This window comes from Streptomyces sp. NPDC079020, from assembly GCF_044542225.1.
Classification (GTDB): Bacteria; Actinomycetota; Actinomycetes; order Streptomycetales; family Streptomycetaceae; genus Streptomyces.
This window is the reverse complement of record NZ_JBITUB010000004.1, coordinates 409,280-434,325: the sequence shown is the minus strand read 5'-3', so window position 1 is coordinate 434,325 and position 25,046 is coordinate 409,280. Positions and strand designations below refer to the sequence as shown.

Sequence of the window (25,046 nt, the reverse complement as noted above, 5' to 3'; positions counted from 1 at the left end):
GTCGTCCAGGTCATGCCCGTCGCGCAGGTCACGCCCGTCGCGCAGGTCACGCCCGTCCCGCCCGTCCCGCCCCTCAGGACCGTCCCGCAGATCATGAGCGTCCCGCGAAGTCCGGTGGTTGCAGGTTGCGTTGGACGACCAGGACCGGTTTCCGGAGGCGGGGAAGGTCGCGTGCGTCCGCCCGCAGGACGCGCGGGCCGAGCGTGTCCTTGCGCAGCACCAGCATCTGCACCTCGAAGGTGCCGTCGCGGCCCACCCGCACACCGGACCGGTCGGCCGTGATGCCGATGTTCCACGTGAAACGTACGGTCTCGCCCGGCGGATAGTCCTTGCCCCGGGCCAGTACGGGCTGTCCCGGTCTGGCCACCTGCGGAGTGACGGTGAGCGAGGGCTTCAGGACCCGCAGCCGGTCCGTGGCCTTGTTGTTCGCCGTACGCCGGTCGGGCAGCGTGCCACGCACGGAGGCCCGTACGTTCCCGGTGACGGCCGCCCGGTACGTACCCGTCTGCGTCACCTCGATCCGGCCGCCGGCGGGGATCGTGCACGGCTTGGCCGCCGTGCAGCGGTTCAGGGACGGCAGGCTGCGGTCCTTCGCCCTGGAGGGCTTGGGCCAGGTCGCGCCGATGACGACCCCGGTCGCCGTGTCCGGGCCGGCGTTGGTGAGGGTGAAGTGTGCGCGGGCCGGGCGACCGACATACGTGCGGTCCGGGCGGACATCGGCCTTGACCGCGAGGTCCGAGGAAGGCGGCACGGGGGCCTCCAGCACCTCGAACTCCGCCGTGTCCGTACCGGTGTTCCCCGCCGTGTCCGTGGCCGAGCAGGTGACCGTGGTCCTCCCGACCGGGAACAGCGAGCCGGACGCGGGTGTGCAGGTCACCGGCAGCGTGCCGTCCTGGGCATCCGCGGCCGTGGCCGTGTAGCTGATCCGCACCCCGTCGTCGTCCTTCGCCCTCGCCGTACGGTCGTCCACGGTGACGACCGGGGCGTTGATGTCGTTCACGTCGATGCTGATCTGCTGCTGGAAGTCCGGATCGGGCTCGGCGGTGGGCCCGATGGTGTCCGTCCCCGGCACCTGGGTGCCCAGCAGGAACTGAACGGTGCAGGTGAGGGTGGTGCCCTGCGGTGCGTCGGCCGAGACGTCGACCGTCTCCGCGAACTCGGCGGTCTCACCGCTGGTCAGCCGACGGGTGGGCGGATCCAGCGCGACGGTGAGGTGCGGGTCGCAGTTGTCGAGGCGGTAGCCGACGGAGACGGGGAGGTTCTTGAAGCCTTCGATGATCGCGTCGGCGACCTTGTTCTCGTCAATACCTTCCAGCAGCCGACCGTCGGTGGCGTTGATGATGCGTGTGGCCTGTCCGCGCTCGGTGGGCGGATTCTCGACGTACTTCGGGTTTCCCGCGTCGCCGTTGCCGTTGAGGCCATCGCCGATCGAGGTGTCCACCTCGACACCGATCACCCGGACGCCCTTGTCCTGCAGATCGAAGATCGTGTCGTCGATGGTGTGGCCATTGCTGGGCGCGTGGCTGGAGGCGTCACTGACCAGGACGACGACGGGACTTGCACCCTCGCGGAACACCGTCGTGCCGCCCGACCCATTGGCGATCTGCCACAGACCGTTGATCCAGTCCTCGGAAGGCCCCCGGCTCTTCTGGCCGAGATCGAACCTCAGGCCGTTCACGCCCGTCTGCACGTCGCCGAGATCGTCCGTCAGCCCTTGGAGCACCTTGAATCCCGCGTCGACATCGCCCTCCTGGTCGCCGAACGTGGCGACGGCGAAGCGCGATTTGGGCTGCTCGCCCAGGATCTTGCCGGTGATGACGCTGACGTTCTCCTGAAGGTTCGTGATCGCACCGTCCATGCTGAGTGTGCCGTCCACCAGCAGCACTACCTCCGGCATCGGCGGGATCGCGGGCGTACGCACCCGCTTGTCCACGCCCGTCGAGCCGCCCGGGTCGAGGGCCTCGCGCAGGCTCGCCGGAGTGACCCAGGGGTCAGGGGGCACCGGTACGGCCGTGGCCACCCCGGTCACTCCCGAGGCGGGGGCCAGTCCGGCGGCCAGCAGGAACAGGACCAGCGCCGACGCACGACGCGGTCCGGCCGGCCCGCGTGATCCTTTTCCTGGCTGAAACCACCGCACGGAATTCCTCCCCCGAACCCGACCCGACCGGTTCGCACGGTCCCGTACGAACCGGGCACCCGCAGTGGAAAGCGAGCCCATTCCACGGGAAGCCGTCACTGCCCTTTGAGGCAATGCGGCGGAACGGGAAGATCAAATAAGGCCCTGCCGCATCGCATACGCCACCGCGTGGGAGCGATTGCGCAGTTGAAGACGGGTCATCACCGAATGGAGAACGTTCTTGATCGTGCGTTCCGAATAGGCGAGCTTCGTCGCGATGTCCGCGGTGTCGTAACCCTCGGCGACCAGCCGCAGCACGTCCACCTCCCGCGCCGCCAGCCCGGTGAAGTGGAGTCCGCGCGGACCCAGCACCTGCCCCTGGAGCCTGCCGACCTCTTCGAGAAGGCGTCCGAGCAGGTCGGAGGGCAGATGGCCTTCACCGCGAGCCACCGTCCCGATGACATGCACCAGGTGTTCCGGCGTCGACTCGGAACGCCTGACCACACCGGCGACCCCGCACTCCGCCGCACTCACCAGCTTCTGCTCATCGATGTCCGTGGTGACCAGAACCGCGCGGGCGCTGCTCGTACGCTGGATGTGACGCAGCGTTCTCAGGACGTCCTCGTCGACCGTGTCCACGACCACGACCACGACCTGGGGCGATTCCCCGGCCTCGTCCCAATCCGTGACGCTGACCTCGGGACGGGCCCGTAATTGGCTGGCCACACCCGCCTGAGAAATTGGATCTTGGGCTCTTAACGCGACAGTGATCCGCTCCATGGCAATGCTCCCCCTGGGCAACAGCCGTAAGCATCACAGCACGCCCAAGCTTCACAGCATGCCCAAAGCCTCACCGCTGCATTCGTCAGCCTCATGAGCTATGAGGCGGTCAGAAGATTCCCTTGATTACCAAAGAGGAAACTAAAAGGTTGTTACGGGCAGTAAATCTGCCCGAAAGTGTTCCTTCACAGCCGATGCCTGCCCCCGCCATCGACCTTACGGTCCGCCGTATGAGTCTCACGGCAAGTCTCGACGAGTCGTCCGTCGCCGCCGCACCGGGCGAGGAGACGGCCTTGCCCCTGCAGATCCTCAACTCCGGCCGGACCGTCGAGGAGTACCGCTTCGAGGTGGTCGGCGACTGTGCCGCCTGGTCCGCGGTGGAACCGGCGGTCCTGTCCCTGTACCCGGGCGACTCCAGGACCGTATCGCTCATGCTGCGGCCGCCGCGGAACTCCACCGTACCCGCGGGCGAGACCCCGTTCGGGATCCGGGTGGTGCCCGCCGGCACGCCGGACGGGACCGTGGTTCCCGAAGGCCGGGTGACGGTACTGCCGTTCACCGAAACGACCGCCGAACTGGTGCCGCGCGGTTCGCACGGCTCACGCGGCGGGCGGCACCAGCTCGCCGTGGACAACCGGGGGAACACACCGGTCACCGTGCGGCTCGGCTCCCGGCCCGGTTCGGAACTCGCGAGCGTCGCCTTCGCCGCGTCCGAACTCCGGATCGCCCCGGGGCACGCGGAGTTCGGGAAGCTGCGCGTGCGGCCGGCCAAGCGGATGTGGCGCGGTACGCCGGTCACGCACTCCTTCCAGGTGTACGCCGCCACACAGGTGGCCGAGGGCCAAGAGGCGGTGGAACCGGTCCTCGTCGACGGCTCCTACCAACAGGACCCGGTCCTTCCGCGCTGGCTGCCCCGGGCGCTCATCACCGCGGCCGTGCTGCTGATCGCCCTGGTCGGTCTCTGGTACGCGTTGCTGCGCCCGGCCGTGAAGTCGGCGGCCCGGGAGGCGGTCACGCCCGAGGCGCTACGTTCCGCGGCGGCGGCCGACACGAGCGGGGCACCGGACCAGGGCGGCGACCCGGCCGGGGCGGGCTCCGGCGGCGGCGACTCCGCAGGGGCGGGCACGGGCGGCGGAGCGTCGAAGCCCGTTCCGTCACCGGCCCCCGCCGCTCCCGGGGACGGCGCTCCCGGGGACGGCGCCTCGGCGGCAGCCCCGACCAGCGCCCAGGTACGGGTCAGGGACTCGGTGGGCGGCGGCTCGAACACCTCCACGGCGCTGGAGGTACCGGACGGGCACACATTCCAGCTGACCGACATCGTGGTGCAGAACCCGCAGGGGGACGCGGGAACGGTGACCGTCTCCGCCGGAAAGGACAACCGCGTGCTGAGCCTCGGGCTGGAGAACTTCCGGGACTCCGACTACCACTTCGTGACACCGATCCTGGTGCCCGCGGGCGGCAAGGTGACCATGACCATCGACTGCCGGAAGGTCGGCAAGCCGGTGGGCGCCCCGGCGCCTTCCCGATGCTCCGAGTCGCTGTTCCTCGGCGGCACGATGCGGCCGGACTCCGCGGGCTGAACCGCCCGGGACGCTGCGCGGGGCGGGCGGTGCAGGCACGCAGGCACGCAGGCACGCAGGCACGCAGGCACGCAGGCACGCAGGCACGCAGGCACGCAGGCACGCAAACAGTGCGCGCGGGCGGTTCGTCACCCGGTGCCTTCAGGCCGGTGGGGCTTCTTCCTCCTCCTCCGGTTTCTCCTCCGCACGCTGCACGAACGAACCCTGCACATCGGCCGGTTGCTCGTCCTCGTCCTCCGTGGCCGCCCGCTGCACTGCGGGAGCGGGTGCCGGCTCAGGTGCCGCCGGCTGGGATGCCACTGACTCGGGTGCCGGGTCCGACAGCACCCGGTCCGCGTTCGCCACAGCCTCCCGCTCGAAGCGGTCCGAGGGGTCACTGACCCGGATGCCGCCGGGCGCCTCCGTGCCCTCGACCGGCCCGCTGCGCTGCTGCATCACATGGGTCAGCTCATGCGCCAGCGTCGTACGGCCCTGGGGTGACGACGGATCGTACGCATCGCGCTGGAAGACCACGTTGTTGCCCACCGTGTACGCGTGCGCCCCGACGCCCTTCGCCGACTCGTGCGCGGCGGAGTCGTTGTGGATGCGTACGTCGGAGAAGTCCGCGCCCATGCGGCTCTCCAGGTCCGTCCGTGTCTCGGTGTCCAGGGGCGAACCGCCGCCGGACGACACGACATCGTGCACCGGAGAGCGCGGTGTCTCCTGGGCCTCCTGGGACTCCTCGGCCTGTTCGGACCGGGCGGCCTTGGAGCGCTGGATCAACGGACCGAGCGCCCCGTTGCCGACGGTCCGCTGAAGCACGCCCATCCCGGCCGTGCCGACCACGTCCGCGCGCCCTGCTGCGGCGGCCCGGAAGAGGTGATGCGAGTCCGCCCCGCCGTCATGGGCGTCGGCCGCCCTCGGCGCGGCAAAGGCGTCGCCATGCCCGAGCCACCCGCGCTCCTCCTCGTGGACGCTCTCCTGGTGGAAGGCGTGGTCATGGTCCCGCTCAGGGTCGTACTCGTGCCCGTGCTGATGATCCTGATCGTGGTCGTGGTCGTGGTCGTGTGCGTTCATCGTCATCTCCCCTGACCGCACCGGTCTCGGTCCTCCACCATCACGGGAGGCCCCCTGCCCCGTCCAGCCCCCGCCCGGCCCGTCCGGGGCACCCGCTGCTGCCTCTTCGGGCAGCCGGCCGGGCCGAGCATCGCGGTCATCCGGTCGCGCAGCCGCCGCGCCCGCTCCCGGCCGAACGAGCGGCCCGGTCGAGGACGGCCAGCAGTTCGTCGCCGACGTCCCCGGGGCGAGCAGCACATCGGTCATGTCCGAGTCCAGCAAGAGCTGGAGCGACCGCTTCAAATTCGTGACGGTTACACCCTGTGACTCGCTCCGCCAGGACGCCGAAGCCGTGCCTGTCTTGCGACGTTTCGTTCTGTGACGAGATCAGCACCTGCCCGCACCCGCGTGGCACTAGCGTCGGACGCATGATCGTATGGCTCAACGGCACCCACGGTGCAGGCAAGACGACGACCAGTGCACTCGTGCAGCAGCTGATCCCGGATTCACGGGTGTTCGATGCCGAGAAGGTCGGCGAGACACTCATGAACATCTCCCCCGGGCTGCCCTGGACGGGCAACTTCCAGCACTGGCCGCCGTGGCGACCGCTGGTGGTCGAGACCGCCCGCCATGTACTCGACTACACCGGCGGCACTCTGGTGATGCCGATGACTGTCCTGGTCGAGGAGTACTGGCGCGAGATCAGCGCGGGCCTCGCCCAACATGACATCCCGGTCCGGCACTTCGTCCTCCACGCCGACCAGGAGACTCTTCGCGGACGCATCGCGGGCGACACTGTTCTTGGCCCCGACTCCCCGTTCCGTCTCGAGTACCTCGAACCCTACGCCGAGGCAGCCCGCACGTGGCTGCACAAGGAGGCCGAGGTCGTCGACACGACGAACCTCACGCCCGCCCAGGCCGCACAGCTGATCGCGGAGGCCGTCAAGGGCTGAGTCAGCCGGCACACCCCGGCTGCCGACAGACAGCGACCCGGGCGAGAAGCGCAAGGCGAGAGACGAAACGGTTCGACTCGCCTCCCGCCTCCCGTTCGGGTCGCCTCGCGTCGCCCTCCCGCATCCCTCCCACATCCCGCCCTTCTCGCCCATCAGCAGCAGCTGGACTCGCCGTCCCCTGCCGCTCTCGGGATGATCGAAAGATGACTCGAAGCAAGAACGGCAAGGCCACTACGGTGCGGATCGCCCAGCAGCCCGAAGCGGACGAGCTCCTCGGGCGCAGCCCGCTGGCCGCCCTCGTCGGCATGCTGCTGGACCAGCAGGTACCGATGGAATGGGCGTTCACCGGCCCGTTCACGCTGGCACAGCGGATGGGATCGGACGACCTGGACGCCGGGGAGATCGCCGCCTACGACCCCGACGCCTTCACCGAACTCTTCACCGCCAAACCGGCCCTGCACCGCTATCCCGGCTCCATGGCCCAGCGGGTGCAGCAACTGTGCCAGTTCCTGGTGGCGGAGTACGACGGCGAGGCAACGGCGGTGTGGGCCGACGCCAAAACCGGGGACGAGCTGCTGAAACGGCTGAACGCGCTGCCCGGCTACGGCACCCAGAAGGCGCAGATCTTCCTGGCGCTGCTCGGCAAGCAGTTCGGTGTACGACCCACAGGGTGGCGCGAGGCAGCCGGTCCGTACGGCGAGGACGGCTCACGCCGCTCGGTCGCCGACATCACCGGCCCGGACTCGCTCGCCCAGGTGCGCGCGCACAAGCAGGAGGCGAAGGCAGCGGCCAAGGCCGCGAAGACGGCGAAGCAGGGAACCAAGAAGTGATCAGGAAACGGTCGCAGGTGGGACGCCGCCCATGAGGGGCCACGTATCGAATAACAACTGATCACAAACGGCCACAGCGGTTCACAGAAGTCACCTCACTCGCTAGCTTTCCCAGCACATCTGTTCAGATCGGAAGGACTCCTGTGCACGCAACACGTCGCAGAGCCATCGCGGTTGTGGCCGCCACCGCCCTGGCCACGCCGCTGCTGATGGCCGCGTCCCCGCACCAAGGCCACCCGTCCTCGCACGACCCCGCGAAGGACGCCGCCAAGCTGTCGCGGAAGCTGGTGCAGCGCTCGTCCGCTCAGGACGCGTACCGGCATCTCCAGCAGTTCCAGGCGATAGCCGACTCCACCGAAGGACACCGCGCCGCCGGTTCGCTGGGGCACGACGCCTCCGCCGCCTACGTCTACCGGCTGCTCCAGAAGGCCGGCTACCAGGTCTCGTACGAGAACTTCGACTTCATCTACACCGAGACCCTCGCCGAGAAGCTGTCCGTGGTCTCCCCCACGCCCCGCGACGTCACCATCAAGGCGATGACGTACACCCCGTCCACCAAGGTCGGCGGCCTCACCGCGGAGCTCGTCGGGGTCCCCGCCGACGACACCACGGGATGCGAGGCCGGCGACTACGCCTCGCAGACGTTCACCGGCAAGATCGCGCTGATCAAGCGCGGCGGCTGTTCGTTCGCCGAGAAGCAGGCGGCGGCCGCGACGGCGGGCGCGGCCGGCGCGGTCATCTACAACAACACCGCGGGGGTCCTGTCCGGCACCCTCGGCGATGTGCCCTCGGGCAAGATACCCACCGGCGGCCTCACCCAGGCCGAGGGCGAGAAGCTCGTCGCCGATCTGGCCAAGGGCGAAGTGAAGGTCGCCTTCGAGATCCGGGAGCTCCAGGAGAAGCGCTCCACCCGCAACGTCATCGCGGAGACCCGCGGCGGCGGCGCGGCGAAGACCGTGATGCTCGGCGCCCACCTGGACTCGGTCACCGAGGGCCCCGGCATCAACGACAACGGCTCCGGCTCGGCCGGCCTCCTCGAAGTCGCCCTGGAACTGGCCAAGTCCAAGGCCAAGCCCGCCAACAAGGTCCGGTTCGCCTGGTGGTCCGCCGAGGAGAACGGCCTCCTGGGCTCGGAGGCGTACGTCGCGGGGCTCACCGAGGCCCAGCGGGCCCAGGTCAAGCTGTACCTCAACTTCGACATGATCGCCTCGCCGAACGGCGCCCAGTTCGTCTTCGACGGCGACAACTCCGACAACGTGGGCGAGGGCCCCGGGCCGGAGGGCTCCGCCCAGCTGGAACGCGACATCAACGACTTCCTCGACCGCTCCGGCACCCCGCACGAGGGCACGGACTTCACCGGACGCTCCGACTACGGGCCGTTCATCGAGGTCGGCATCCCCTCCGGCGGCACGGACACCGGCGCCGAGGAGATCAAGTCCGCGGCCCAGGCGGAGAAGTTCGGCGGCGAGGCGGGCATCGCGTTCGACCCCTGCTACCACGCGGCCTGTGACGACCTGGACAACGTCGACATGGAGCTGTTCGACTCGAACATCGACGTGATCGCCAACGCCGTCGGCACCTACGCCCACGACATCGGCTCGCTGACCCGCCCGGTCGCCTCCACGCCCACCACGGGCGGGCCCGGCAGCGGCGGCGGCCTGCGCGACGGCCACGCGCACGGAGTCACCGAGTAACACGGGCGCCCGAGCGGGCCCCACGTCCCGCACGTCCCGCACCTCAAGGCGGCCGGCGCACATCGGCGCCGGCCGCCGCTCCCCTCGCCCGTACGCCTACCTCGCCGTGCGCCGCCGGACACGGGGCGGCTCTCAGCGCCTGCGGCGCGCCGTACCGAACAGCGACCGCGAGATCTCCCGCCCCAGCTGGGTCCCCACGGACCGTGCCAGGGACTTGAACATCCCGCTGCCGACCACCTGCCCGACCAGCGAGGTGTCCTCCTTGCCGCGCCCGCCGGGCGTACGCGCCGGCGCTTTCACCGCTTCCTCGACCGCCGCCCGGTCAGCCGCCTCCCGAGCCTCACTGGTCTCCTGAGCCTCACGGGTCTCCCGGTCCCCCTGCCCCGCGCCCGCCTCGCTCTCCGCGCCCGCCGCGCCCGCCGCGCCCGCCGCGAGTCTCTCGTAGGCCGACTCCCGGTCCACGGCCTCGGCGTAACGCCCGTACAGCGGCGATCCCTTCACGGCGGCGTCCAGGACGTCCGCCGCCACCGGGCCCATCAGCGACTCCGGCACCCGCAGCCGAGTCGCGGCGACCGGGGTCGGCGCGCCCTTCTCGCTGAGCACGGTGATCACGGCCTCGCCCGTACCCAGTTGTGTCAGCAGCTCCTCAAGGTCGTACGGAGAGTCCGGAAAGGTCTTCACCGTCGCGCGCAACGCCTTCGCGTCGTCGGGCGTGAAGGCGCGCAGAGCATGCTGCACCCGGCTTCCGAGCTGCCCCAGCACGGGTGCCGGTACATCCTGCGGGGACTGGGTGACGAAGAAGATCCCGATGCCCTTGGAGCGGATCAGCCGCACGGTCCGGGTGATCGATTCGAGGAACGCCTTCGACGCGTCGTTGAAGAGCAGGTGCGCCTCGTCGAAGAAGAACACGAGCTTCGGCCGGTCGAGGTCGCCGACTTCGGGGAGATCGTGGAAGAGGTCGGCGAGCAGCCACATCAGGAAGGTCGAGAAGAGCTGCGGCTTGTCCTGGACCGCGGCCAGTTCGAGTACGGAGACCAGCCCGCGCCCGTCCGGTGCCTGCCGCAGGAAATCGGCGGTGTCGAACTCCGGCTCCCCGAAGAAGTCGCCCGCTCCCTGCTGCTCGAAGGCGGTGAGCGAGCGCAGGATCACCCCGGCGGTGGCCGTGGAGAGCCCGCCGATCCCCTTCAGCTCCGCCTTCCCGGTGTCCGACACGAGAAAGGCGACGACGGACCGCAGATCCTTGAGGTCGACCAGCTCCAGCCCCTTGGCGTCCGCGTAGTGGAAGATCAGCCCGAGCGACTGTTCCTGCGTCCGGTTGAGCCCGAGCACCTTGGAGAGCAGGACCGGCCCGAAACTGGTGACCGTAGCCCGCAGCGGAATGCCCGGCCCGATGCCGCCGAGCGCGTAGAACTCGCTCGGGAAGCCTGTCGCCCGCCAGGTCTGGCCCACCTGCCCGGCCCGCTCCGTCACCTTGTCGCCGGACACCCCCGGGGCCGAGACACCGGAGACATCACCCTTGATGTCGGCGAGGAAGACCGGAACACCGTTCGCGGAGAGCTGTTCGGCGATCAGCTGGAGGGTCTTGGTCTTCCCGGTGCCGGTGGCACCCGCGACCAGTCCGTGCCGGTTGAGCATTCCCAGCGGGATGCGGATCTGTGCCGCGGGAAGACAGACGCCGTCCCACAGGAGCGCGCCCAGATCGAGGGCGGTGCCGGACGCGGAGTACCCGGCCGCGATGTCCTGGGCCGGCTGCGGCAGCGCCCCCGTACCGTCGGCCGCACCGGCCCCGGAGCCCGCACCCGCACCCGCCCCCGCACCGGAGCCCGCCCCCGCCCCCGTCCCCGTACCGTCAGCCGTATCCGCACCGGGGTGCGCTTCAGAGCCCGTGCGCGCGCCGGCGGCCGCACCGGCGCCCGCTCCGGCGCTCGCACCCGGGGCCGCGCCCGCTTGCCCGCCCGCGTCCGCGCTCCCACTCATGACGACCCCTGTCCCGGTATCAAGCGCTATATGGCATTTCGCCCAGCATCGCAGTACCGTTCCCCGGCTGCGCCCGGAGCCCCTTGCCCGGTAGGCTTTCCGTGTGATCTTCAAGCGCATCGGAAATGGGAAGCCATACCCCGACCACGGCCGGGAAAGCACCCGACAGTGGGCGGATGTCGCGCCGCGTCCGGTTCGCCTGGACCAGCTCGTGACGACCAAGGGTCAACTGGACCTGGAGACCCTCCTCGCCGAGGACTCCACGTTCTACGGCGACCTGTTCGCCCATGTCGTGAAGTGGCAGGGCGACCTCTATCTGGAGGACGGCCTGCACCGCGCGGTCCGCGCGGCACTCCAGCAGCGCCAGGTACTGCACGCCCGCGTCCTGGAAATGGGCTGACCCACCCACGTACCCCCGGCGCGATTCAGGCCTTTCGGGTGCTTTAGCGCGCATGCGGGTGCCATCGATTGATCATTTAGTACGCATCATCACCAGGTCGCACTACGCTGCGCCCATGAGCATGCTCACTCCCCCCGGCATGGGCGGAAAGTACCGCATCACGGGCGACAAGTACCCGCGGATGCGCCGTCCCCGTCACCGCCGCAAGCTCGTCCTCGCGGGCGTCTCCGCCGTGGTGGCCCTCGGCCTGGCCGGCTGGGGCACGCTGCAGCTCATCGACGTCTTCACGGGCGGCGACAAGAAGGCCACTGCCGCCGATCACAAACGCGAGTGCCCGACCGCGAAGCCGGCACCGCCCCCGAAGGCACTGCCGAAACCGGCCGGGATCAAGGTCAACGTCTACAACGCGACACCGCGCGGCGGGCTCGCCAAGGCCGCCGCGGACGAGCTGAAGAAGCGCGGCTTCACCATCGGCAAGGTGGGCAACGCCCCCGCCGCGTACGACAAGAAGGTCCCCGGCCCCGGAGTGCTGCTGGGAGCGCCGACAGCGGCGAACGGCACGTTCCCGGTGCTCGGTACGCAACTTCCGGGGACGGTGCAGAAGACCGACGCCCGGAAGTCCGGGGACATCGATCTGATCCTGGGCACGAAGTTCAAGGCGTTCAGTACGCCGCAGGCGGCAGCGGCGGCGCTCACGGCGCTGTCCAAGCCCGCAGCGGCCCCGCCGTCCTGCTGAGGCCGCACCCGCGACTCCTGAGGGACCGGCGACGGCGGGGGCAGTACCCGGACCCGCCTCGCCCCGTCCCCGCCACGCCCGAAGAGCTAGTCCGCCGTGCCGTACATGCGGTCGCCCGCGTCGCCCAGCCCCGGCACGATGTAGCCCTGCTCGTTGAGCCGCTCGTCGATCGAGGCGGTGACGACGGTGACCGGAGTGCCCGCCAGCTCGCGCTCCATGACCTCGACGCCCTCGGGCGCCGCGAGGAGCACGACCGCGGTGACATCGTCCGCACCGCGCTTGATCATTTCCTTGATCGCCGCGACGAGCGTTCCGCCGGTGGCGAGCATCGGGTCCAGGACGTAGATCTGGCGGCCCGAGAGGTCCTCCGGCATCCGGGTCGCGTACGTCTCGGCCTGGAGCGTCTCCTCGTTACGGATCATGCCCAGGAAGCCCACCTCGGCGGTCGGCAGCAGCCGCACCATGCCGTCCAGCATGCCGAGACCGGCGCGCAGGATGGGCACGACCAAGGGGCGCGGATACGAGAGCTTCACACCCGTCGTCGGCGTCACCGGGGTCTCGATGTCGACCTGCTCGGTGCGCACATCCCTGGTGGCCTCGTAGGCGAGGAGGGTGACCAGCTCGTCGGCGAGCCGCCGGAAGGTCGGGGAGTCGGTGCGCTTGTCGCGCAGCGTGGTGAGTTTGTGCGCCACCAGCGGGTGGTCGACGACGTGGATCCGCATGGGTCAACAGTAACCGCGCCTTCCGGCCGTCTGCGCTGGCATCAACCACCTGTTCGGGGGGAAGGTGGGGGCATACGGACCCGGCGTTGGGGTGGTGTGTCGATGCAGGACGGGGAGCGGCGGAAGCGGGAGCGGCCCCCGCGCGAGGTGGCGGAGGCATTCGAGGCACCCTGGCCGGACCGGACGGGCGACGCGCGCGACGCGACACCGGACGTGCTGGACGCGCAGGAGAGTGACGCGGCCCGGCGCAGACGACGCGCGCAGTTCCTCCGGGAGCTCCACGAGGCCAAACAGCTGCGGGACCGGGTACAGCCGCGCAGAGCCCGTGCGGCCCGTATGCGCCAACAGATGCGGATGCGTACGTTCCGCTGGTGACCGCCGTGGCGAACGGGTGGTCGGCCCGGCCCCGGATCGCCCCGGTCGGGAGCACCGCCGAGCAGGCAGTCCTGGAACTGATGGCCGACGCAACGTCGGAAGAGTTCTCGCGGGGCGCTTGTTTCTGCCACGATGCCGATTGGGCGGGGCACAGAGCAGGCGGATCACCGTCTGCCCTCCCGCCGGACCGATTCGCCTATGACCAGTGGGAGAGTCACGGTGTACTTCGCCGCACTGCTCGCGCGCACCGAAGACGGGTGGGAAGCGAGCGATACAGAGCTGGACGATGTGGAGACCCTGTCCGATCTGATGGATCTGGCCCGGGACGCCTCGGTGGACGAGGACACGGTCCTGGTCTTCATCGAGCAGGAGGACGCCTGGTTCGGCGTCATCCGGGTGGACGGTGAGGAGGACCCCCGTATCTACGTATCGGACGCGTCCGCCGCCGCCCGCTCCTCGTACGGAGAGATCCTGCTCACCGACGAACTCCTCGGCCGCGAACCAGAGGCCGAGGACGAGATCGCCGCACTCGAAGAGCTTGTCGACCTCGACGGTACGGAGGACGGCGAGCCGGACGGGACCGGCGGGGCGAGGCATTCCGTCCCCGCTCCCGCGGCCGGAACCATCGACGCCATCGACCCGGACGACGACCCCGACGCCGTACCGGCGGGGCCGATCGGAGAGCTCGGGATCCTCGCCGACCTCGGAATGTCCGAGAAGGAGCTGCTGACACTGCGGACCGACGCCCTGGTGGAGATCGCGGACGCGCTGGGAGCGGCCGAGGTCCTGGAGACCGTCCGTTAGGGTCCGCGGGTGACCGCACGACCGCCGAAACCCTCACCCCCGCCCGCCTCCGATCCTGGACGGGGTCCTCTACAGGACCCCCGGGACCCCGTACGCGATCCATGGCAGGCACCGATGCGCCGCGCCCTGGCCGAAGCGGCGCAGGCGGCGTCGTCCGGCGATGTGCCGGTCGGCGCCGTCGTCCTCGGCCCGGACGGCACGCTGCTCGCGGTCGGCCACAACGAACGCGAGGCCACCGGCGACCCGACCGCACACGCGGAGATCCTGGCCCTGCGCCGAGCGGCCACCGCCCTGGGCGAATGGCGCCTGACCGACTGCACCCTGGTGGTCACCCTGGAGCCCTGCACCATGTGCGCGGGCGCCCTCGTCCAGTCCCGCGTGGCCCGGGTGGTCTACGGAGCCCGCGACGACAAGGCGGGCGCCGCCGGCTCCCTCTGGGACGTCGTACGCGACCGCCGCCTCAACCACCGCCCGGAGGTCATCCCGGGCGTACTGGAGGAGGAGTGCGCGGCCCAGCTGACGGCCTTCTTCCGCACGCTCTGAGATTGGATTTCGATCCACGGCCCAGGATGGTCTAAGCTCTCTCTCGGTAGCGTGTCCGAGCGGCCGAAGGAGCTCGCCTCGAAAGCGAGTGTGGGGAAACTCACCGAGGGTTCAAATCCCTCCGCTACCGCCATCGACGCCCTCCTGAACTGCGGAAACGCAGATCGGGAGGGCGTTCGCGCACTCCCCGGGTGACGACGGCTGGACGGCCGCTTCGACCCCGCGTTCCCCGCTTGAGCGGGGGTGCCCCCTGGGGCGATCCACTTTGCAGGCAGCAACAGCATGGTCCCCGCGCACGCGGGGCTGCTCCTTCCTTCCTCAGCGACTGCCGCTCAACACCTCACGTTGGGGAGTGTGCGTGCGTCAAGTAACACCAACAGAGCGGCCGCTTGCCCATAAACCCTTAACTGGGGGGATCCATTTTGTAGGTGATAGCGCATTCGGGCAATAAGGGCCGACGCGCCGCTTCAAGCGGCATCACGAATAAAACACCTCGCGAGGCGCATCCTTGGAGGAAGTCGTCACCAATCGCTTCTTGCAGGTCAGTTGAATGCTGCCCCCATACAGGACCGGCCACAGCCTGGCTTTAGAGCGTGGGCATATTATTCTGCATATCCGAAGAAGCTTGAATACCACTAGGAGCGGAAATGGCCAGACCACATGTGGACGCTGGACAAAGCCCCGACCCGTCCCCTTCCCTCGTCGTCGCCCTCGTCTCGGCCGGCCTGGCCACACCGACCTTCCTCGAACGGTTCGCCCGCGCCCCCTGGGCCGGTGGCATCTCAGTGGTCATCGTGATCGTCGTGGTCGCCCTGATCACCCGTGGCCGTCAGCGTCGCTGCACCGCCCTCGCCGCAGATGGCCAGTGACGCTTTGCACACCTAGGCATTCCGACTCCACCCAGCGGTCACTCGGTCAACGCGCACAAGGTCTCAGCTAGAACCCCTCAGCCAGCAGGCGCACATACCTCGCAACCGTCACATATAGGCCTGTCAACAAATGCACGGCAGGCGCCCCCAAGGTTTTTACGACTTCGGGGGCGCCTTTTCTCTTCTGCCGAGGAAACCTCGCTATGCCGACCACCACACACTTGCTTGGGATACACCTACTGTGCGCCGCAAGTCCTGGGCAAGGCAGCCCCTCGGCATAGATGGCTTTTCGCGTATCCAGACCCACGATCAAGGCCGTCAACTACGGCATCGACAATGGTGTCCCGGGCCTCATCCACAACGCGCACGACTTCCCGCAGGCGGCCCAAGGACGGGCAGGGGCCGACCGACCACACGTCGCACAGCGAGCGCTGCGTGGTCGAGCAGCACCCGATGCGGCACCACGGCATCGCCCGCCGGTCGCTGCAGCGACTCGTTCACCACACCACCACCGCCCAGACGATCTTGCCGAGAGGGCGATTGTCCACGCCCCATCGCACCGCCAGCGCCTCAACCAGCTGCATCCCCCGGCCACGGACTCGTTCGTCCGATGCCGGCCTGATACGCGGCCTCCTCCTGCAGGCGTCGTGCACCTCGATACGGCAACTACCCGACTGGGCTGCCACCTTCACCATCAGCGAGTCGCCCGGCTCCGTTCCGTATCGCACCGCGTTGGTCACCAGTTCGCTCGCGACGAGTTCGAGGGTTCCGAGCGCGTCCTCGGTGACGGACGGCTCCTGGTAGGCGGCCACCTCTCTCACATAGCGCCGAGCAGCTCGGACCGACTCAGGCTCGGCGGAGTAGATCGCCTGCGGCGGCACACCCAGCGGGCCACAGGTGCGGGTCGGCGGTAACGCTCGCGGAGGCATGGCCATCGTGGGGACCCCTCGGGTATGGGCCGACCAGACGCACGTCGCTCTGCATCGGCCATGACTGCAACTCTTCCACCTAGAGTGACGCCCAACATCAGTGTCATGCAAGCCATTCACTCGAATGTGCAAATCTGCATTCAGCCGAGAGAACGGCCGGAAGGAAGAGGTGTTCGAAGGTGACAGCACGGCGGGAAGCGCGGCAGACTGAACGTGGCCAAAAGGAAGCGGGAGGGTACGTGTCGGCACCGACAGTCAGACGGCGGCAGCTCGGCCGAACCTTGCGTTCGATTCGGGAAAAGCTGGGACTCAAGCAGGAAGAGGCTGCGGAGAGCACCGGCGGTCGGATCTCGCCCGCCAAGCTCTCGCGTATCGAGACGGCTCGGAATGCGGCGTCGGCCAGCGACGTCGAGGCGCTTCTCGATCTTTACGGCGTCACCGACGCAGACCTACGCCGCGACATGATTCGCCTCACGCGGGAGGGTTCGCAGCGCGGATGGTGGCAGTCGTACCGGTCGGTCCTGTCGCCGGTATACGAAGACTTGATCAGCCTCGAAGCGGAAGCGAGCACCATCCGTACGTGGCAGCTCGCGTCTATCCCGGGCCTGTTGCAGACCCCGCAGTACGCGCACGCCGCGATTGCAAGTACCGCAATGTCGAAGGCAATCACCGACCGCGTGCAGGCGTTGGTCGAGGTCAGGCTTGCCCGGCAGTCGGTGCTGTCCCGTAGCGAACCGCTGCGTCTACGAGCAATCATCGGTGAGGCCGCTCTTCACACCCGACTGCCCGACACTTCAGTGATGCAAGACCAGTTGTCGCGTCTCGTGCACTTCGCGTCGATGCCCAACGTCGATGTTCAAGTGCTCCCGATCACAGCGCCGCTCACCGTTGGGCAGACCGGCAGCTTTTCCATCCTCGGTTTTGGTGAGCTGGCAGAGCTGAGCGTGGTGCACCTGGAGCAGCTGACCAGCGCCCTCTACGTCGAAGATGCGACGCAGGTCAGCACGTATGCCGACGCGCACGAGTCGCTAACCGCCGCTGCACTGTCGGTCGAGCAGTCACTCGACCTGATCACACACGCAAGGGACCAAAATCCATGACTGTCGCCGACTCCTCAACTCTGACCGTGACCTGGTGGAAGTCCAGCGCCTCACACGCTCAGTCCGACTGTGTCGAGTGCGGCGTCATCAGTCCGTCGGCCGTCGCCATCCGCGACAGCAAGTACCCGGCCGGCCCCGCCCTGCTTTTCAGCAATGAAGCGCTCACAGCGATGGTGGGAGCAGTCGCCACCGGACGCCTATGATTCACCGCTCCCAACTCGGCCGCTCCTGCCGTTCTCCTGTGCGGTTCGCGACCTGACACGTACGCGGACCGCAGAGGCGCATGAGAACTGCCGGTACGGCACACGTCAAAGCCCCCTGAAGTACGGGAAGTGCCCTATGCCCGAGTTTTGCAAAGTGAGTAAAAACAGGCTCCTGCCCACCTGAACACGCAGGTCAACAACTGTGGTCCCCGCGCATGCGGGGTTGGTCCCCTCCCCGGAGACGCCCTCATGGCCACCCGCCGGTGGTCCCCGCGCATGCGGGGTTGGTCCCTCGACAACATCGTTGTCGCCCATCGCGAGTCCGTGGTCCCCGCGCATGCGGGGTTGGTCCCCCGCCCGGCGCAGCCCTGTTCAGGGGCCGGTAGTGGTCCCCGCGCATGCGGGGTTGGTCCCGTTGCTGCCGAGCATCAAGGCGCTGTCGGAAGGTGGTCCCCGCGCATGCGGGGTTGGTCCCCGCCGCAGCGGGCGCAACCACTCCCAGTGCGAGTGGTCCCCGCGCATGCGGGGTTGGTCCCCGCGTCTACACCGACAGGGGCGCAGCGCACGGGTGGTCCCCGCGCATGCGGGGTTGGTCCCCCGGCGTCGTCGCCCCGGACTCCGAAGCACATGTGGTCCCCGCGCATGCGGGGTTGGTCCTTCACGCTGGGTTCTCCGCCCATTCCTGACTGTGTGGTCCCCGCGCATGCGGGGTTGGTCCCATCCAGTACGGGCTGGTCGAGATGCGCCGCGAGTGGTCCCCGCGCATGCGGGGTTGGTCCCCGCGCATGCGGGGTTGGTCCCTTCGCCCAGTACCCGGCGAGGGACGTGGTCTCGTGGTCCCCGCGCATGCGGGGTTGGTCCCTGGGACCAGGTACGCCAGTCGCCGAGCACATGGTGGTCCCCGCGCATGCGGGGTTGGTCCACGTGGCAGCGATGAGTTCGGCGACGCCAGGGGGTGGTCCCCGCGCATGCGGGGTTGGTCCCGTCCGGGTCTCCAGCACCGGGCTCCGCGCGACGTGGTCCCCGCGCATGCGGGGTTGGTCCCCAGCGCCCGTACGGCGGCCACACCGACCAGGAGTGGTCCCCGCGCATGCGGGGTTGGTCCCAAGTCCCGCGTCGCCCTGCACCACCTCATGGAGTGGTCCCCGCGCATGCGGGGTTGGTCCCGCCGCCGGAATACGCCGCTGCGCGGCCTGGCGGTGGTCCCCGCGCATGCGGGGTTGGTCCCCAGACTGGTTCGGGGCTGCTTCGCTGTGGAAGGTGGTCCCCGCGCATGCGGGGTTGGTCCCGACCGGCTGATGAACAACGACCTGCCCGCGGAGTGGTCCCCGCGCATGCGGGGTTGGTCCCCAGGTTCTAGCCGAGCTGGGGAAAGAACTCGTGTGGTCCCCGCGCATGCGGGGTTGGTCCCAGTGAGGGTGACGTGACCAGTGAAGAGATTCGGTGGTCCCCGCGCATGCGGGGTTGGTCCCGGCTCCAGGCCGCTATGCACGCTGACGTCCAAGTGGTCCCCGCGCGCGCGGTTGATCCCTCGTACGGGATCCAGAGTTCCGGTGATCACCGCCAAGTTCCCGCACAAGCTGCGTCGGCACCCGAGGTCAGGGGCGTGTACTGCTCACTGAACTCGCTTCCCTCGCCTCCGCCGGGCGAGCCCTCATCGTCGGCCATCGGGCGCGCTGCCTGCGGCCCACGCTCCCCGTGCTCCCGAACAGGGGCCCAAGCACGACACACCCAGCACATCAGCCCAGAGACACAGACGTGACGAATCGAGCAATCGCAGTCCCCAGACGGTCAATTCCCACCCTGCACACGAAGACCCCAATGACCGTCACTTCATATTCGGTCAGTTCTCACCCATTTTCGAACAGCTCACCCCGCCTCGCATCACGCCCTATCGAATAGCCCCATGCCCAGCGATCTTCCCGAATGCCCCACCGCCTACGCCAAGTTGTCCGCCGCATCCCGGACCGCCTGGGGCAAGCACGACCGGAAGACCGAGCAGTGGCTGCCCCTGTGGCGGCACATGGCGGACAGTGCTGCGGTCGCCGGGAAGCTGTGGGACGCGTGGGTGCCCGCGAATGTGAAGGCGCTCGTCGCGGAGGTGTTCCCGCGCGGGGCCGCCGATGCCCGGCAGGTTGCCGTCTATCTGGCCTGTGTCCATGACATCGGGAAGGCCACCCCCGCCTTCGCCTGCCAGGTGGACGGGCTCGCCGACCGGATGCGTCGAGCCGGGCTCGACATGCCGTACGAGAAGCAGTTCGGCGTGGACCGCAGGATGGCCCCGCACGGGCTGGCCGGGCAGTTGCTTCTTCAGGAGTGGCTGGCCGAGCGGTTCGGGTGGAGCGGACGCGCTTCCGGGCAGTTCGCCGTCGTAGCGGGTGGGCATCACGGGACGCCGCCGGATCATCAGCAGATCCATGATCTCGGTCTCCATCCCCGGCTGTTGCGTACCCGGGGCGACAGCGAGGATGCCTGGCGTTCGGTGCAGTACGAGCTGATGGACGCGTGTGCACGACGGGCCGGGGTGGAGGAGCGGTTCGCGGATTGGGGCTCCGTACGGCTGCCCCAGCCGGTGCAGGTGGTGCTCACGGCGATCGTGATCGTCTCGGACTGGATCGCCAGCGCGTCCGAGCTGTTCCCGTACGAGCCGTCGTCCTGGTCGCCACTCGGGGCCGTGGGCGAGGCCCGGCGGCTCGGCGCCGCCTGGGCCGGGCTCGATCTGCCCGGACCGTGGACGGCGGCACAACCGGACGGCACAGCAGCCGCGTTGTTCCGGGAGCGGTTCGACCTGCCTGAGGGCGCCGGGATCAGGCCCGTACAGGAGGAAGCCGTACGGGTGGCCCGGCAGATGCCTCCCGCCGGGTTGCTGATCATCGAAGCGCCCATGGGCGAAGGCAAGACCGAGGCGGCCTTCGCGGCGGCGGAGATCCTGGCGGCCAGGACCGGGGCCGGGGGCTGTCTGGTGGCCCTGCCGACGCGGGCGACCGGGGACGCGATGTTCCCCCGGCTGCTGAGCTGGCTGGCGAGGCTCCCTGACGACGGACCCCGGTCCGTCGTCCTCGCCCATGCCAAGGCCGCCCTCAACGAGGTCTGGTCCGGGATGACGCGGGCCGGTCACCGTACGATCGCCGCCGTCGAGCTGGACGCCCCGGACGCCGCCGTGTCCCGCGCCGGAGCCGCCGATCCGTCCCACCCCTCCGAGCTGCACGCCCACCAGTGGCTGCGGGGCCGGAAGAAGGCGCTGCTCGCCTCGTTCGCCGTCGGCACCATCGACCAGGTCCTCTTCGCCGGACTCAAGAGCCGGCACCTGGCGCTGCGGCATCTGGCGGTCGCGGGCAAGGTCGTCGTCATCGACGAGGTCCACGCCTACGACGCGTACATGAACGCCTATCTCGACCGCGTACTGGAGTGGCTGGCGGCCTACCGGGTGCCCGTCGTGATGCTCTCCGCGACGCTTCCGGCGAAGCGGCGCAGGGAACTGGCCGCCGCGTACGCCGGTGAGGAGACGGGCGAGCTCGCCGACGCCCTGAACCTCCCCGACGACGCCTACCCCCTGCTCACCGCCGCCGCGCCCGGTGGAGCCGTCCTGACCGCGCGCCCCGAAGCGGCTGCGGGGCGCCGTACCGAAGTGACGCTCGAACGGCTCGACGACGACCCCTCGCGGCTCGTGGAGCGACTGGCCGAAGAGCTGCGGGACGGCGGGTGCGCACTGGTCGTACGCAACACAGTCGACCGGGTACTGGAGATGGCCGGGCACTTGCGTGCGCACTTCGGCCCGGACGCCGTGACCGTGGCCCACTCGCGGTTCCTGGCGGCCGACCGGGCGCGCAAGGACACCGACCTGCGCGAGAGGTTCGGCCCCGGGGGCGACCGGCCCGCCGGACCGCACATCGTCGTGGCCAGCCAGGTCGTCGAACAGTCCCTGGACATCGACTTCGACCTCCTGGTCACCGACCTCGCCCCCGTCGATCTGATGCTCCAGCGCATGGGGCGGCTGCACCGCCATCCGCGTACCCGCCCGCCCCGGCTCGTACGGGCCCGTTGCCTGGTGACGGGTGTGGCGGACTGGAGTGCCGACCCGCCCGAACCCGTACGCGGTTCGCTCGCCGTCTACCAGGGGCCGCACACCCTGCTCCGGGCGCTGGCCGTGCTCGGGCCGCATCTCGACGGAGCCCCGGTGGTGCTGCCGGACCACATCAGCCCGCTGGTCCAAGCCGCTTACGACGAGCGGCCTGTCGGCCCGAACCGGTGGGCTCCTGTGCTGGCCGATGCCCGGCGCGCGTACGCGACCCGGCTCGCCGACAAACAGGAGCGCGCGGATGTGTTCCGGCTCGGTCCGGTACGCAGGGCGGGGCGGCCCGTAGTCGGCTGGCTGGACGGCAACGCGGGAGACGCCGACGACAGCCGCAGTGGACGGGCTCAGGTACGCGACAGCGAGGAGACCCTTGAGGTGCTGGTCGTCCAACGGCACGAGGACGGCCGGCTGACCACCGTGGGCTGGCTCGACGGCGGGCGCGGCGGACTGGACCTCCCGGAGCACGCGCCTCCGACACGCCAGGCCGCCGAAGCGGTGGCCACGAGCGCGCTGACGCTTCCTCGGCCGCTCACCCATCCGGGTGCAATCGACAGGACCATCGCGGAGCTTGAGCGATGGGTGGTTCCGGCCTGGCAGGTGAAGGAATGCCCCTGGCTGGCCGGCGAACTGCTGCTCGTCCTCGACGAGGAGTGCCGGACCCGCCTGTCAGGCTTCGAACTCCACTACAGCTCGGCCGACGGACTCCGTGTGACCGCCGTCGGCGCGCCCAAGGCAAAGGGACCCGACCCCATGGCGCCGCCCTCCTTCGATCTCGTCTCCCGGCCCTGGCTGCCCGTACAGCGCAAGGACGGAACCACCGCCGAACTGTCGCTCCTGGAGGTCTTCGCCCAGGCGGGCAGCGTACGACGGTTGGTGGGTGATCTGCCCACCCAGGAACTGGCCCTGCTGCGACTGCTGTTGGCGATCCTGTACGACGCCCTCGACGAGGCGGGGGGAAGCGCGGCAGGCGCTCCGGCGGAGCTGGAGGACTGGGAGGAGCTGTGGCGTGCGGAGGATTCGCTCTCCGTCGTCGCCGGGTATCTCGACCGGCACCGCGAGCGCTTCGATCTTCTCCACCCCGAGCGCCCGTTCTTCCAGGTCGCCGGGCTGCACACGGAGAAGCACGAGGTCGCCTCGCTGAACCGGATCGTGGCCGACGTACCGAACGGAGAGGCGTTCTTCTCGATGCGCCGGCCAGGTGTGGACCGGCTCGGTCTCGCCGAAGCGGCTCGCTGGCTGGTCCACACCCACGCGTACGACTCGTCCGGCATCAAGTCCGGGATGGAGGGCGACGACCGGGTCAAGGGCGGGAAGGTCTACCCGCAGGGCGTGGGATGGGCGGGCGGTCTCGGCGGCGTCCTCGCGGAAGGCGCCACGCTGCGCGAGACGCTCCTGCTGAACCTGATTCCGACGGGCGAGGGCATCCTGACGGCGGACCGGAAGGCTGATCTGCCCGTCTGGCGTCGCGAGACACCGCCCGGCCCCGGCGTGCTGGAGCACGACCCGTCCGTGCCCCGGCCTGCCGGTCCGCGCGACCTCTACACCTGGCAGTCCCGGCGACTGCTCCTCCACAGCGAGGGCAGCGACGTCACAGGGGTCGTCCTCGGCTACGGCGACCCGCTCGCCCACGCCAACCGGTGGAAGGCGGAACCCATGACGGGCTGGCGGCGCAGCCAGGCACAGGAGAAGAAGCTGGGCCGCCCGCTGGTCTACCTGCCGCGCCAGCACGATCCGAGCCGAGCCGCCTGGCGCGGTCTGGCAAGCCTGTTGTACGCGCAGAAGTCGGACAGCGATACGACGGGCAGGGGGACGGACCAGAGCCGGCCCTCCGGAGTAGTGAGATGGCTGACCCTGCTGACCAGTGAGGGCGTCCTCCCGAAGCAGTCGCTGATCCGTACGCGGCTCATCGGTGCGGTGTACGGGACGCAGCAGTCCGTGGTCGACGAGGTGGTCGACGACGGTGTCACCCTGCCTGTCGTCCTGCTCCACCAGGACCGCCCGCTGTACGGCGCGGCCGCGGTCGACGCGGTGGCGGACGCCGAGCGGGCCGTTGCCGCTCTGGGGCAGTTGGCCGGGAATCTGGCACGTGCGGCCGGTTCGGAGCCGGGACCGCCCACGGACACCGCCCGCGATCTGGGGTTCGGGGCGCTGGACGGACCGTACCGGCAGTGGCTGGCGGGGCTCGGGGCGGCACAGGACCCGGAAGCCGCACGCGTCGCGTGGCAGGCCGTCGCCCGCCGGATCGTTCTGGACCTCGGCCGTCAGCTGCTCGACACGGCGGGGCGGGCCGCGACAGAGGGGCGGGTGGTGGAGCTTCCCCGCCTCGGCAAGCGCTGGGTGGACAGCTCGCGGGCGGACCTGTGGTTCCGGACCCGGATCAACAAGGTGCTGCCGAAGCCTCCACCGGCCCCGCCCGCTCCCCCCGCCTCCTAGCCCCGAGCCCCGAGCCCCAGCCCGACGAAGCCCCTTGGACGGAACCGTATGACCACGACGACGACCGGCGCAGCCGCCGAAGACTCCTCCCACGATGCAGACGGCCCAGCCGAGGCGCCTTCGGAACACCGCCTGGTCGCACAGGCGACAGGACAGTACATCGCGCGCCTTCAGCCGCGGTACCTCAAGGACAACCCGGCGGCCGTGTCGGAGCTCGCCCGACTGCGGCGCGGGGCGGGCAGGCGGGCGCACCAGGTGCAGGACCTGTGGGGGGTCGGCGGCCTGGAGGAACTGGCCCGGCTGCTCGCGGACCGGCCGGACTTCCACCGCAGGGAGGACGCCGAGGAGGCGGTCTTTCTCGCTTCGACGCTTTGGGCACTGCACCAGCAGTCCGGGCGCGATCACGGCATGCACCAGAGAAAGCAGACCCTGGGCGGCGCGGTGCGCACCCTGATGCGGCTGGACAACGGGCCGGGCGCCGATGAGGAGAGGGACTCCCCGCTACGTACGCGACTGGTCCGGGTCGGTACCGCCGAGTCGGTCGAGTCCGTCGCCGTACGGCTGAGGGAAATCGTTCTCCTCCTGCGCGGAGCCCAAGTGCCGCTCGACTACGCCCGCCTGGCCTGTCAGCTCTACCGTTGGCAGTCCCGGCCGGGGCGTGCCGGTGTGCAACGGGAATGGGGGCGCGAGTTCCATCTCGCCGCCGCTCCTCGCGCCAGGGCCACGGCCAAGGACACCGAAGCCCAGGACGGCGGTGACGCGATCGATCTGTCGCTGAGCATGGATGAGGAGTACGGCGGCTACGCCTCCGGGGAGTGAGGCATCCGCCCCGCTCCCCCGTCCGATGTGTCCCCCCCTCTCTCCCCTCTCGCCCGTCCCGATCCTCCTCCCC

20 protein-coding genes, 1 tRNA gene and 1 CRISPR repeat array are annotated in these 25,046 nt (G+C 69.7%); of the genes, 15 read left to right on the top strand and 6 right to left on the bottom strand.

Annotated features, from left to right (window positions below; translation table 11 throughout):
- Positions 1-91 precede the first annotated feature (91 nt).
- Entirely contained in the window at positions 92-2,137 is a 2,046-nt protein-coding gene (locus ACIGJO_RS11465; protein ID WP_399955515.1) for an HYR domain-containing protein, read from the bottom strand.
- 132 nt (positions 2,138-2,269) lie between these two features.
- Positions 2,270-2,896 carry a response regulator transcription factor gene (locus tag ACIGJO_RS11460; protein WP_399955512.1) on the bottom strand — a complete coding sequence of 209 codons (627 nt, stop codon included), beginning with the start codon at positions 2,894-2,896 and terminating at the stop codon, positions 2,270-2,272.
- A gap of 230 nt (positions 2,897-3,126) precedes the next feature.
- Between ACIGJO_RS11460 and ACIGJO_RS11455 the strand changes: the two genes are divergently transcribed.
- Positions 3,127-4,476 (top strand): hypothetical protein, encoded by a 1,350-nt coding sequence (locus ACIGJO_RS11455; protein WP_399955509.1) that lies wholly within the window; start codon positions 3,127-3,129, stop codon positions 4,474-4,476.
- A gap of 141 nt (positions 4,477-4,617) precedes the next feature.
- Here the strand turns inward: ACIGJO_RS11455 and ACIGJO_RS11450 are convergent, their stop codons facing one another.
- The gene (locus ACIGJO_RS11450) at positions 4,618-5,538 is read right to left on the bottom strand and encodes a DUF4157 domain-containing protein (RefSeq protein WP_399955507.1); all 921 of its coding nucleotides are present in this window, start codon (positions 5,536-5,538) and stop codon (positions 4,618-4,620) included.
- A gap of 401 nt (positions 5,539-5,939) precedes the next feature.
- Here ACIGJO_RS11450 and ACIGJO_RS11445 point away from each other — a divergent pair, with 401 nt between their 5' ends.
- From ACIGJO_RS11445 to ACIGJO_RS11435, 3 genes are all read left to right on the top strand, one after another.
- The gene (locus tag ACIGJO_RS11445; RefSeq protein WP_399955504.1) at positions 5,940-6,464 is read left to right on the top strand and encodes an ATP-binding protein; all 525 of its coding nucleotides are present in this window, start codon (positions 5,940-5,942) and stop codon (positions 6,462-6,464) included.
- A gap of 203 nt (positions 6,465-6,667) precedes the next feature.
- Positions 6,668-7,294 (top strand): HhH-GPD-type base excision DNA repair protein, encoded by a 627-nt coding sequence (locus ACIGJO_RS11440; protein ID WP_399955501.1) that lies wholly within the window; start codon positions 6,668-6,670, stop codon positions 7,292-7,294.
- Positions 7,295-7,470: 176 nt separating this feature from the next.
- Positions 7,471-8,988, top strand: coding sequence for a M28 family metallopeptidase (locus tag ACIGJO_RS11435; RefSeq protein ID WP_399955717.1), 1,518 nt, complete (start codon positions 7,471-7,473; stop codon positions 8,986-8,988).
- Positions 8,989-9,120: 132 nt separating this feature from the next.
- Here ACIGJO_RS11435 and ACIGJO_RS11430 read toward each other — a convergent pair whose 3' ends face one another.
- The gene (locus ACIGJO_RS11430) at positions 9,121-10,965 is read right to left on the bottom strand and encodes a helicase HerA-like domain-containing protein (RefSeq protein WP_399955498.1); all 1,845 of its coding nucleotides are present in this window, start codon (positions 10,963-10,965) and stop codon (positions 9,121-9,123) included.
- Between the two features lie 103 nt (positions 10,966-11,068).
- On the opposite strand from ACIGJO_RS11430, the gene ACIGJO_RS11425 reads away from it, so the two are divergent.
- Both ACIGJO_RS11425 and ACIGJO_RS11420 read left to right on the top strand, forming a co-directional pair.
- On the top strand, positions 11,069-11,365 hold the full coding sequence (locus ACIGJO_RS11425; RefSeq protein ID WP_073727519.1) for a type II toxin-antitoxin system VapB family antitoxin: 297 nt from the start codon (positions 11,069-11,071) through the stop codon (positions 11,363-11,365).
- 139 nt (positions 11,366-11,504) lie between these two features.
- Positions 11,505-12,101 (top strand): LytR C-terminal domain-containing protein, encoded by a 597-nt coding sequence (locus tag ACIGJO_RS11420; protein WP_399955714.1) that lies wholly within the window; start codon positions 11,505-11,507, stop codon positions 12,099-12,101.
- A gap of 86 nt (positions 12,102-12,187) precedes the next feature.
- Here ACIGJO_RS11420 and upp read toward each other — a convergent pair whose 3' ends face one another.
- Complete coding sequence (upp, locus tag ACIGJO_RS11415) at positions 12,188-12,823, bottom strand: uracil phosphoribosyltransferase (protein WP_399955495.1); 636 nt, start codon at positions 12,821-12,823, stop codon at positions 12,188-12,190.
- Between the two features lie 96 nt (positions 12,824-12,919).
- Here upp and ACIGJO_RS11410 point away from each other — a divergent pair, with 96 nt between their 5' ends.
- From ACIGJO_RS11410 to ACIGJO_RS11390, 5 genes are all read left to right on the top strand, one after another.
- Entirely contained in the window at positions 12,920-13,198 is a 279-nt protein-coding gene (locus ACIGJO_RS11410; RefSeq protein WP_399955492.1) for a hypothetical protein, read from the top strand.
- 219 nt (positions 13,199-13,417) lie between these two features.
- Positions 13,418-14,002, top strand: coding sequence for a hypothetical protein (locus ACIGJO_RS11405; protein WP_399955711.1), 585 nt, complete (start codon positions 13,418-13,420; stop codon positions 14,000-14,002).
- 114 nt (positions 14,003-14,116) lie between these two features.
- A complete protein-coding gene (tadA, locus tag ACIGJO_RS11400) occupies positions 14,117-14,545 on the top strand; it encodes a tRNA adenosine(34) deaminase TadA (protein WP_399955489.1) in 429 nt (142 codons plus the stop codon).
- A gap of 45 nt (positions 14,546-14,590) precedes the next feature.
- A tRNA-Ser gene (locus ACIGJO_RS11395) sits at positions 14,591-14,678 on the top strand.
- 514 nt (positions 14,679-15,192) lie between these two features.
- On the top strand, positions 15,193-15,414 hold the full coding sequence (locus tag ACIGJO_RS11390) for a hypothetical protein (protein WP_399955486.1): 222 nt from the start codon (positions 15,193-15,195) through the stop codon (positions 15,412-15,414).
- Positions 15,415-15,911: 497 nt separating this feature from the next.
- Here the strand turns inward: ACIGJO_RS11390 and ACIGJO_RS11385 are convergent, their stop codons facing one another.
- Positions 15,912-16,295, bottom strand: a complete 384-nt coding sequence (locus tag ACIGJO_RS11385) for an ATP-binding protein (protein ID WP_399955708.1) — start codon at positions 16,293-16,295, stop codon at positions 15,912-15,914.
- Between the two features lie 287 nt (positions 16,296-16,582).
- Between ACIGJO_RS11385 and ACIGJO_RS11380 the strand changes: the two genes are divergently transcribed.
- The 4 genes from ACIGJO_RS11380 (at position 16,583) to casB (ending at position 24,973) form a co-directional block, all read left to right on the top strand.
- On the top strand, positions 16,583-17,443 hold the full coding sequence (locus ACIGJO_RS11380) for a helix-turn-helix domain-containing protein (RefSeq protein ID WP_399955483.1): 861 nt from the start codon (positions 16,583-16,585) through the stop codon (positions 17,441-17,443).
- The gene (locus ACIGJO_RS11375) at positions 17,440-17,646 is read left to right on the top strand and encodes a DUF397 domain-containing protein (protein WP_399955480.1); all 207 of its coding nucleotides are present in this window, start codon (positions 17,440-17,442) and stop codon (positions 17,644-17,646) included. Before ACIGJO_RS11380 ends, ACIGJO_RS11375 begins: the two co-directional genes overlap by 4 nt.
- A 202-nt stretch (positions 17,647-17,848) precedes the next feature.
- Positions 17,849-19,179: direct repeats of the CRISPR family, unit length 29 nt; unit sequence GTGGTCCCCGCGCATGCGGGGTTGGTCCC.
- A gap of 373 nt (positions 19,180-19,552) precedes the next feature.
- The gene (casA, locus tag ACIGJO_RS11370; protein WP_399955477.1) at positions 19,553-24,154 is read left to right on the top strand and encodes a type I-E CRISPR-associated protein Cse1/CasA; all 4,602 of its coding nucleotides are present in this window, start codon (positions 19,553-19,555) and stop codon (positions 24,152-24,154) included.
- Between the two features lie 48 nt (positions 24,155-24,202).
- Positions 24,203-24,973, top strand: coding sequence for a type I-E CRISPR-associated protein Cse2/CasB (gene casB, locus ACIGJO_RS11365; RefSeq protein WP_399955473.1), 771 nt, complete (start codon positions 24,203-24,205; stop codon positions 24,971-24,973).
- Positions 24,974-25,046 lie beyond the last annotated feature (73 nt).

What these genes read in the sequence shown, in the direction of transcription:
- casA (WP_399955477.1), top strand. Translation starts at nt 19,553, where the DNA reads ATGCCCAGCGATCTTCCCGAATGCCCCACCGCCTACGCCAAGTTGTCC.
- ACIGJO_RS11460 (WP_399955512.1), bottom strand. Translation starts at nt 2,896, where the DNA reads ATGGAGCGGATCACTGTCGCGTTAAGAGCCCAAGATCCAATTTCTCAG.
- casB (WP_399955473.1), top strand. Translation starts at nt 24,203, where the DNA reads ATGACCACGACGACGACCGGCGCAGCCGCCGAAGACTCCTCCCACGAT.
- ACIGJO_RS11455 (WP_399955509.1), top strand. Translation starts at nt 3,127, where the DNA reads ATGAGTCTCACGGCAAGTCTCGACGAGTCGTCCGTCGCCGCCGCACCG.
- ACIGJO_RS11445 (WP_399955504.1), top strand. Translation starts at nt 5,940, where the DNA reads ATGATCGTATGGCTCAACGGCACCCACGGTGCAGGCAAGACGACGACC.
- ACIGJO_RS11375 (WP_399955480.1), top strand. Translation starts at nt 17,440, where the DNA reads ATGACTGTCGCCGACTCCTCAACTCTGACCGTGACCTGGTGGAAGTCC.
- ACIGJO_RS11440 (WP_399955501.1), top strand. Translation starts at nt 6,668, where the DNA reads ATGACTCGAAGCAAGAACGGCAAGGCCACTACGGTGCGGATCGCCCAG.
- upp (WP_399955495.1), bottom strand. Translation starts at nt 12,823, where the DNA reads ATGCGGATCCACGTCGTCGACCACCCGCTGGTGGCGCACAAACTCACC.
- ACIGJO_RS11420 (WP_399955714.1), top strand. Translation starts at nt 11,505, where the DNA reads ATGGGCGGAAAGTACCGCATCACGGGCGACAAGTACCCGCGGATGCGC.
- ACIGJO_RS11390 (WP_399955486.1), top strand. Translation starts at nt 15,193, where the DNA reads ATGGCCAGACCACATGTGGACGCTGGACAAAGCCCCGACCCGTCCCCT.
- ACIGJO_RS11430 (WP_399955498.1), bottom strand. Translation starts at nt 10,965, where the DNA reads ATGAGTGGGAGCGCGGACGCGGGCGGGCAAGCGGGCGCGGCCCCGGGT.
- ACIGJO_RS11450 (WP_399955507.1), bottom strand. Translation starts at nt 5,538, where the DNA reads ATGACGATGAACGCACACGACCACGACCACGACCACGATCAGGATCAT.
- tadA (WP_399955489.1), top strand. Translation starts at nt 14,117, where the DNA reads ATGCGCCGCGCCCTGGCCGAAGCGGCGCAGGCGGCGTCGTCCGGCGAT.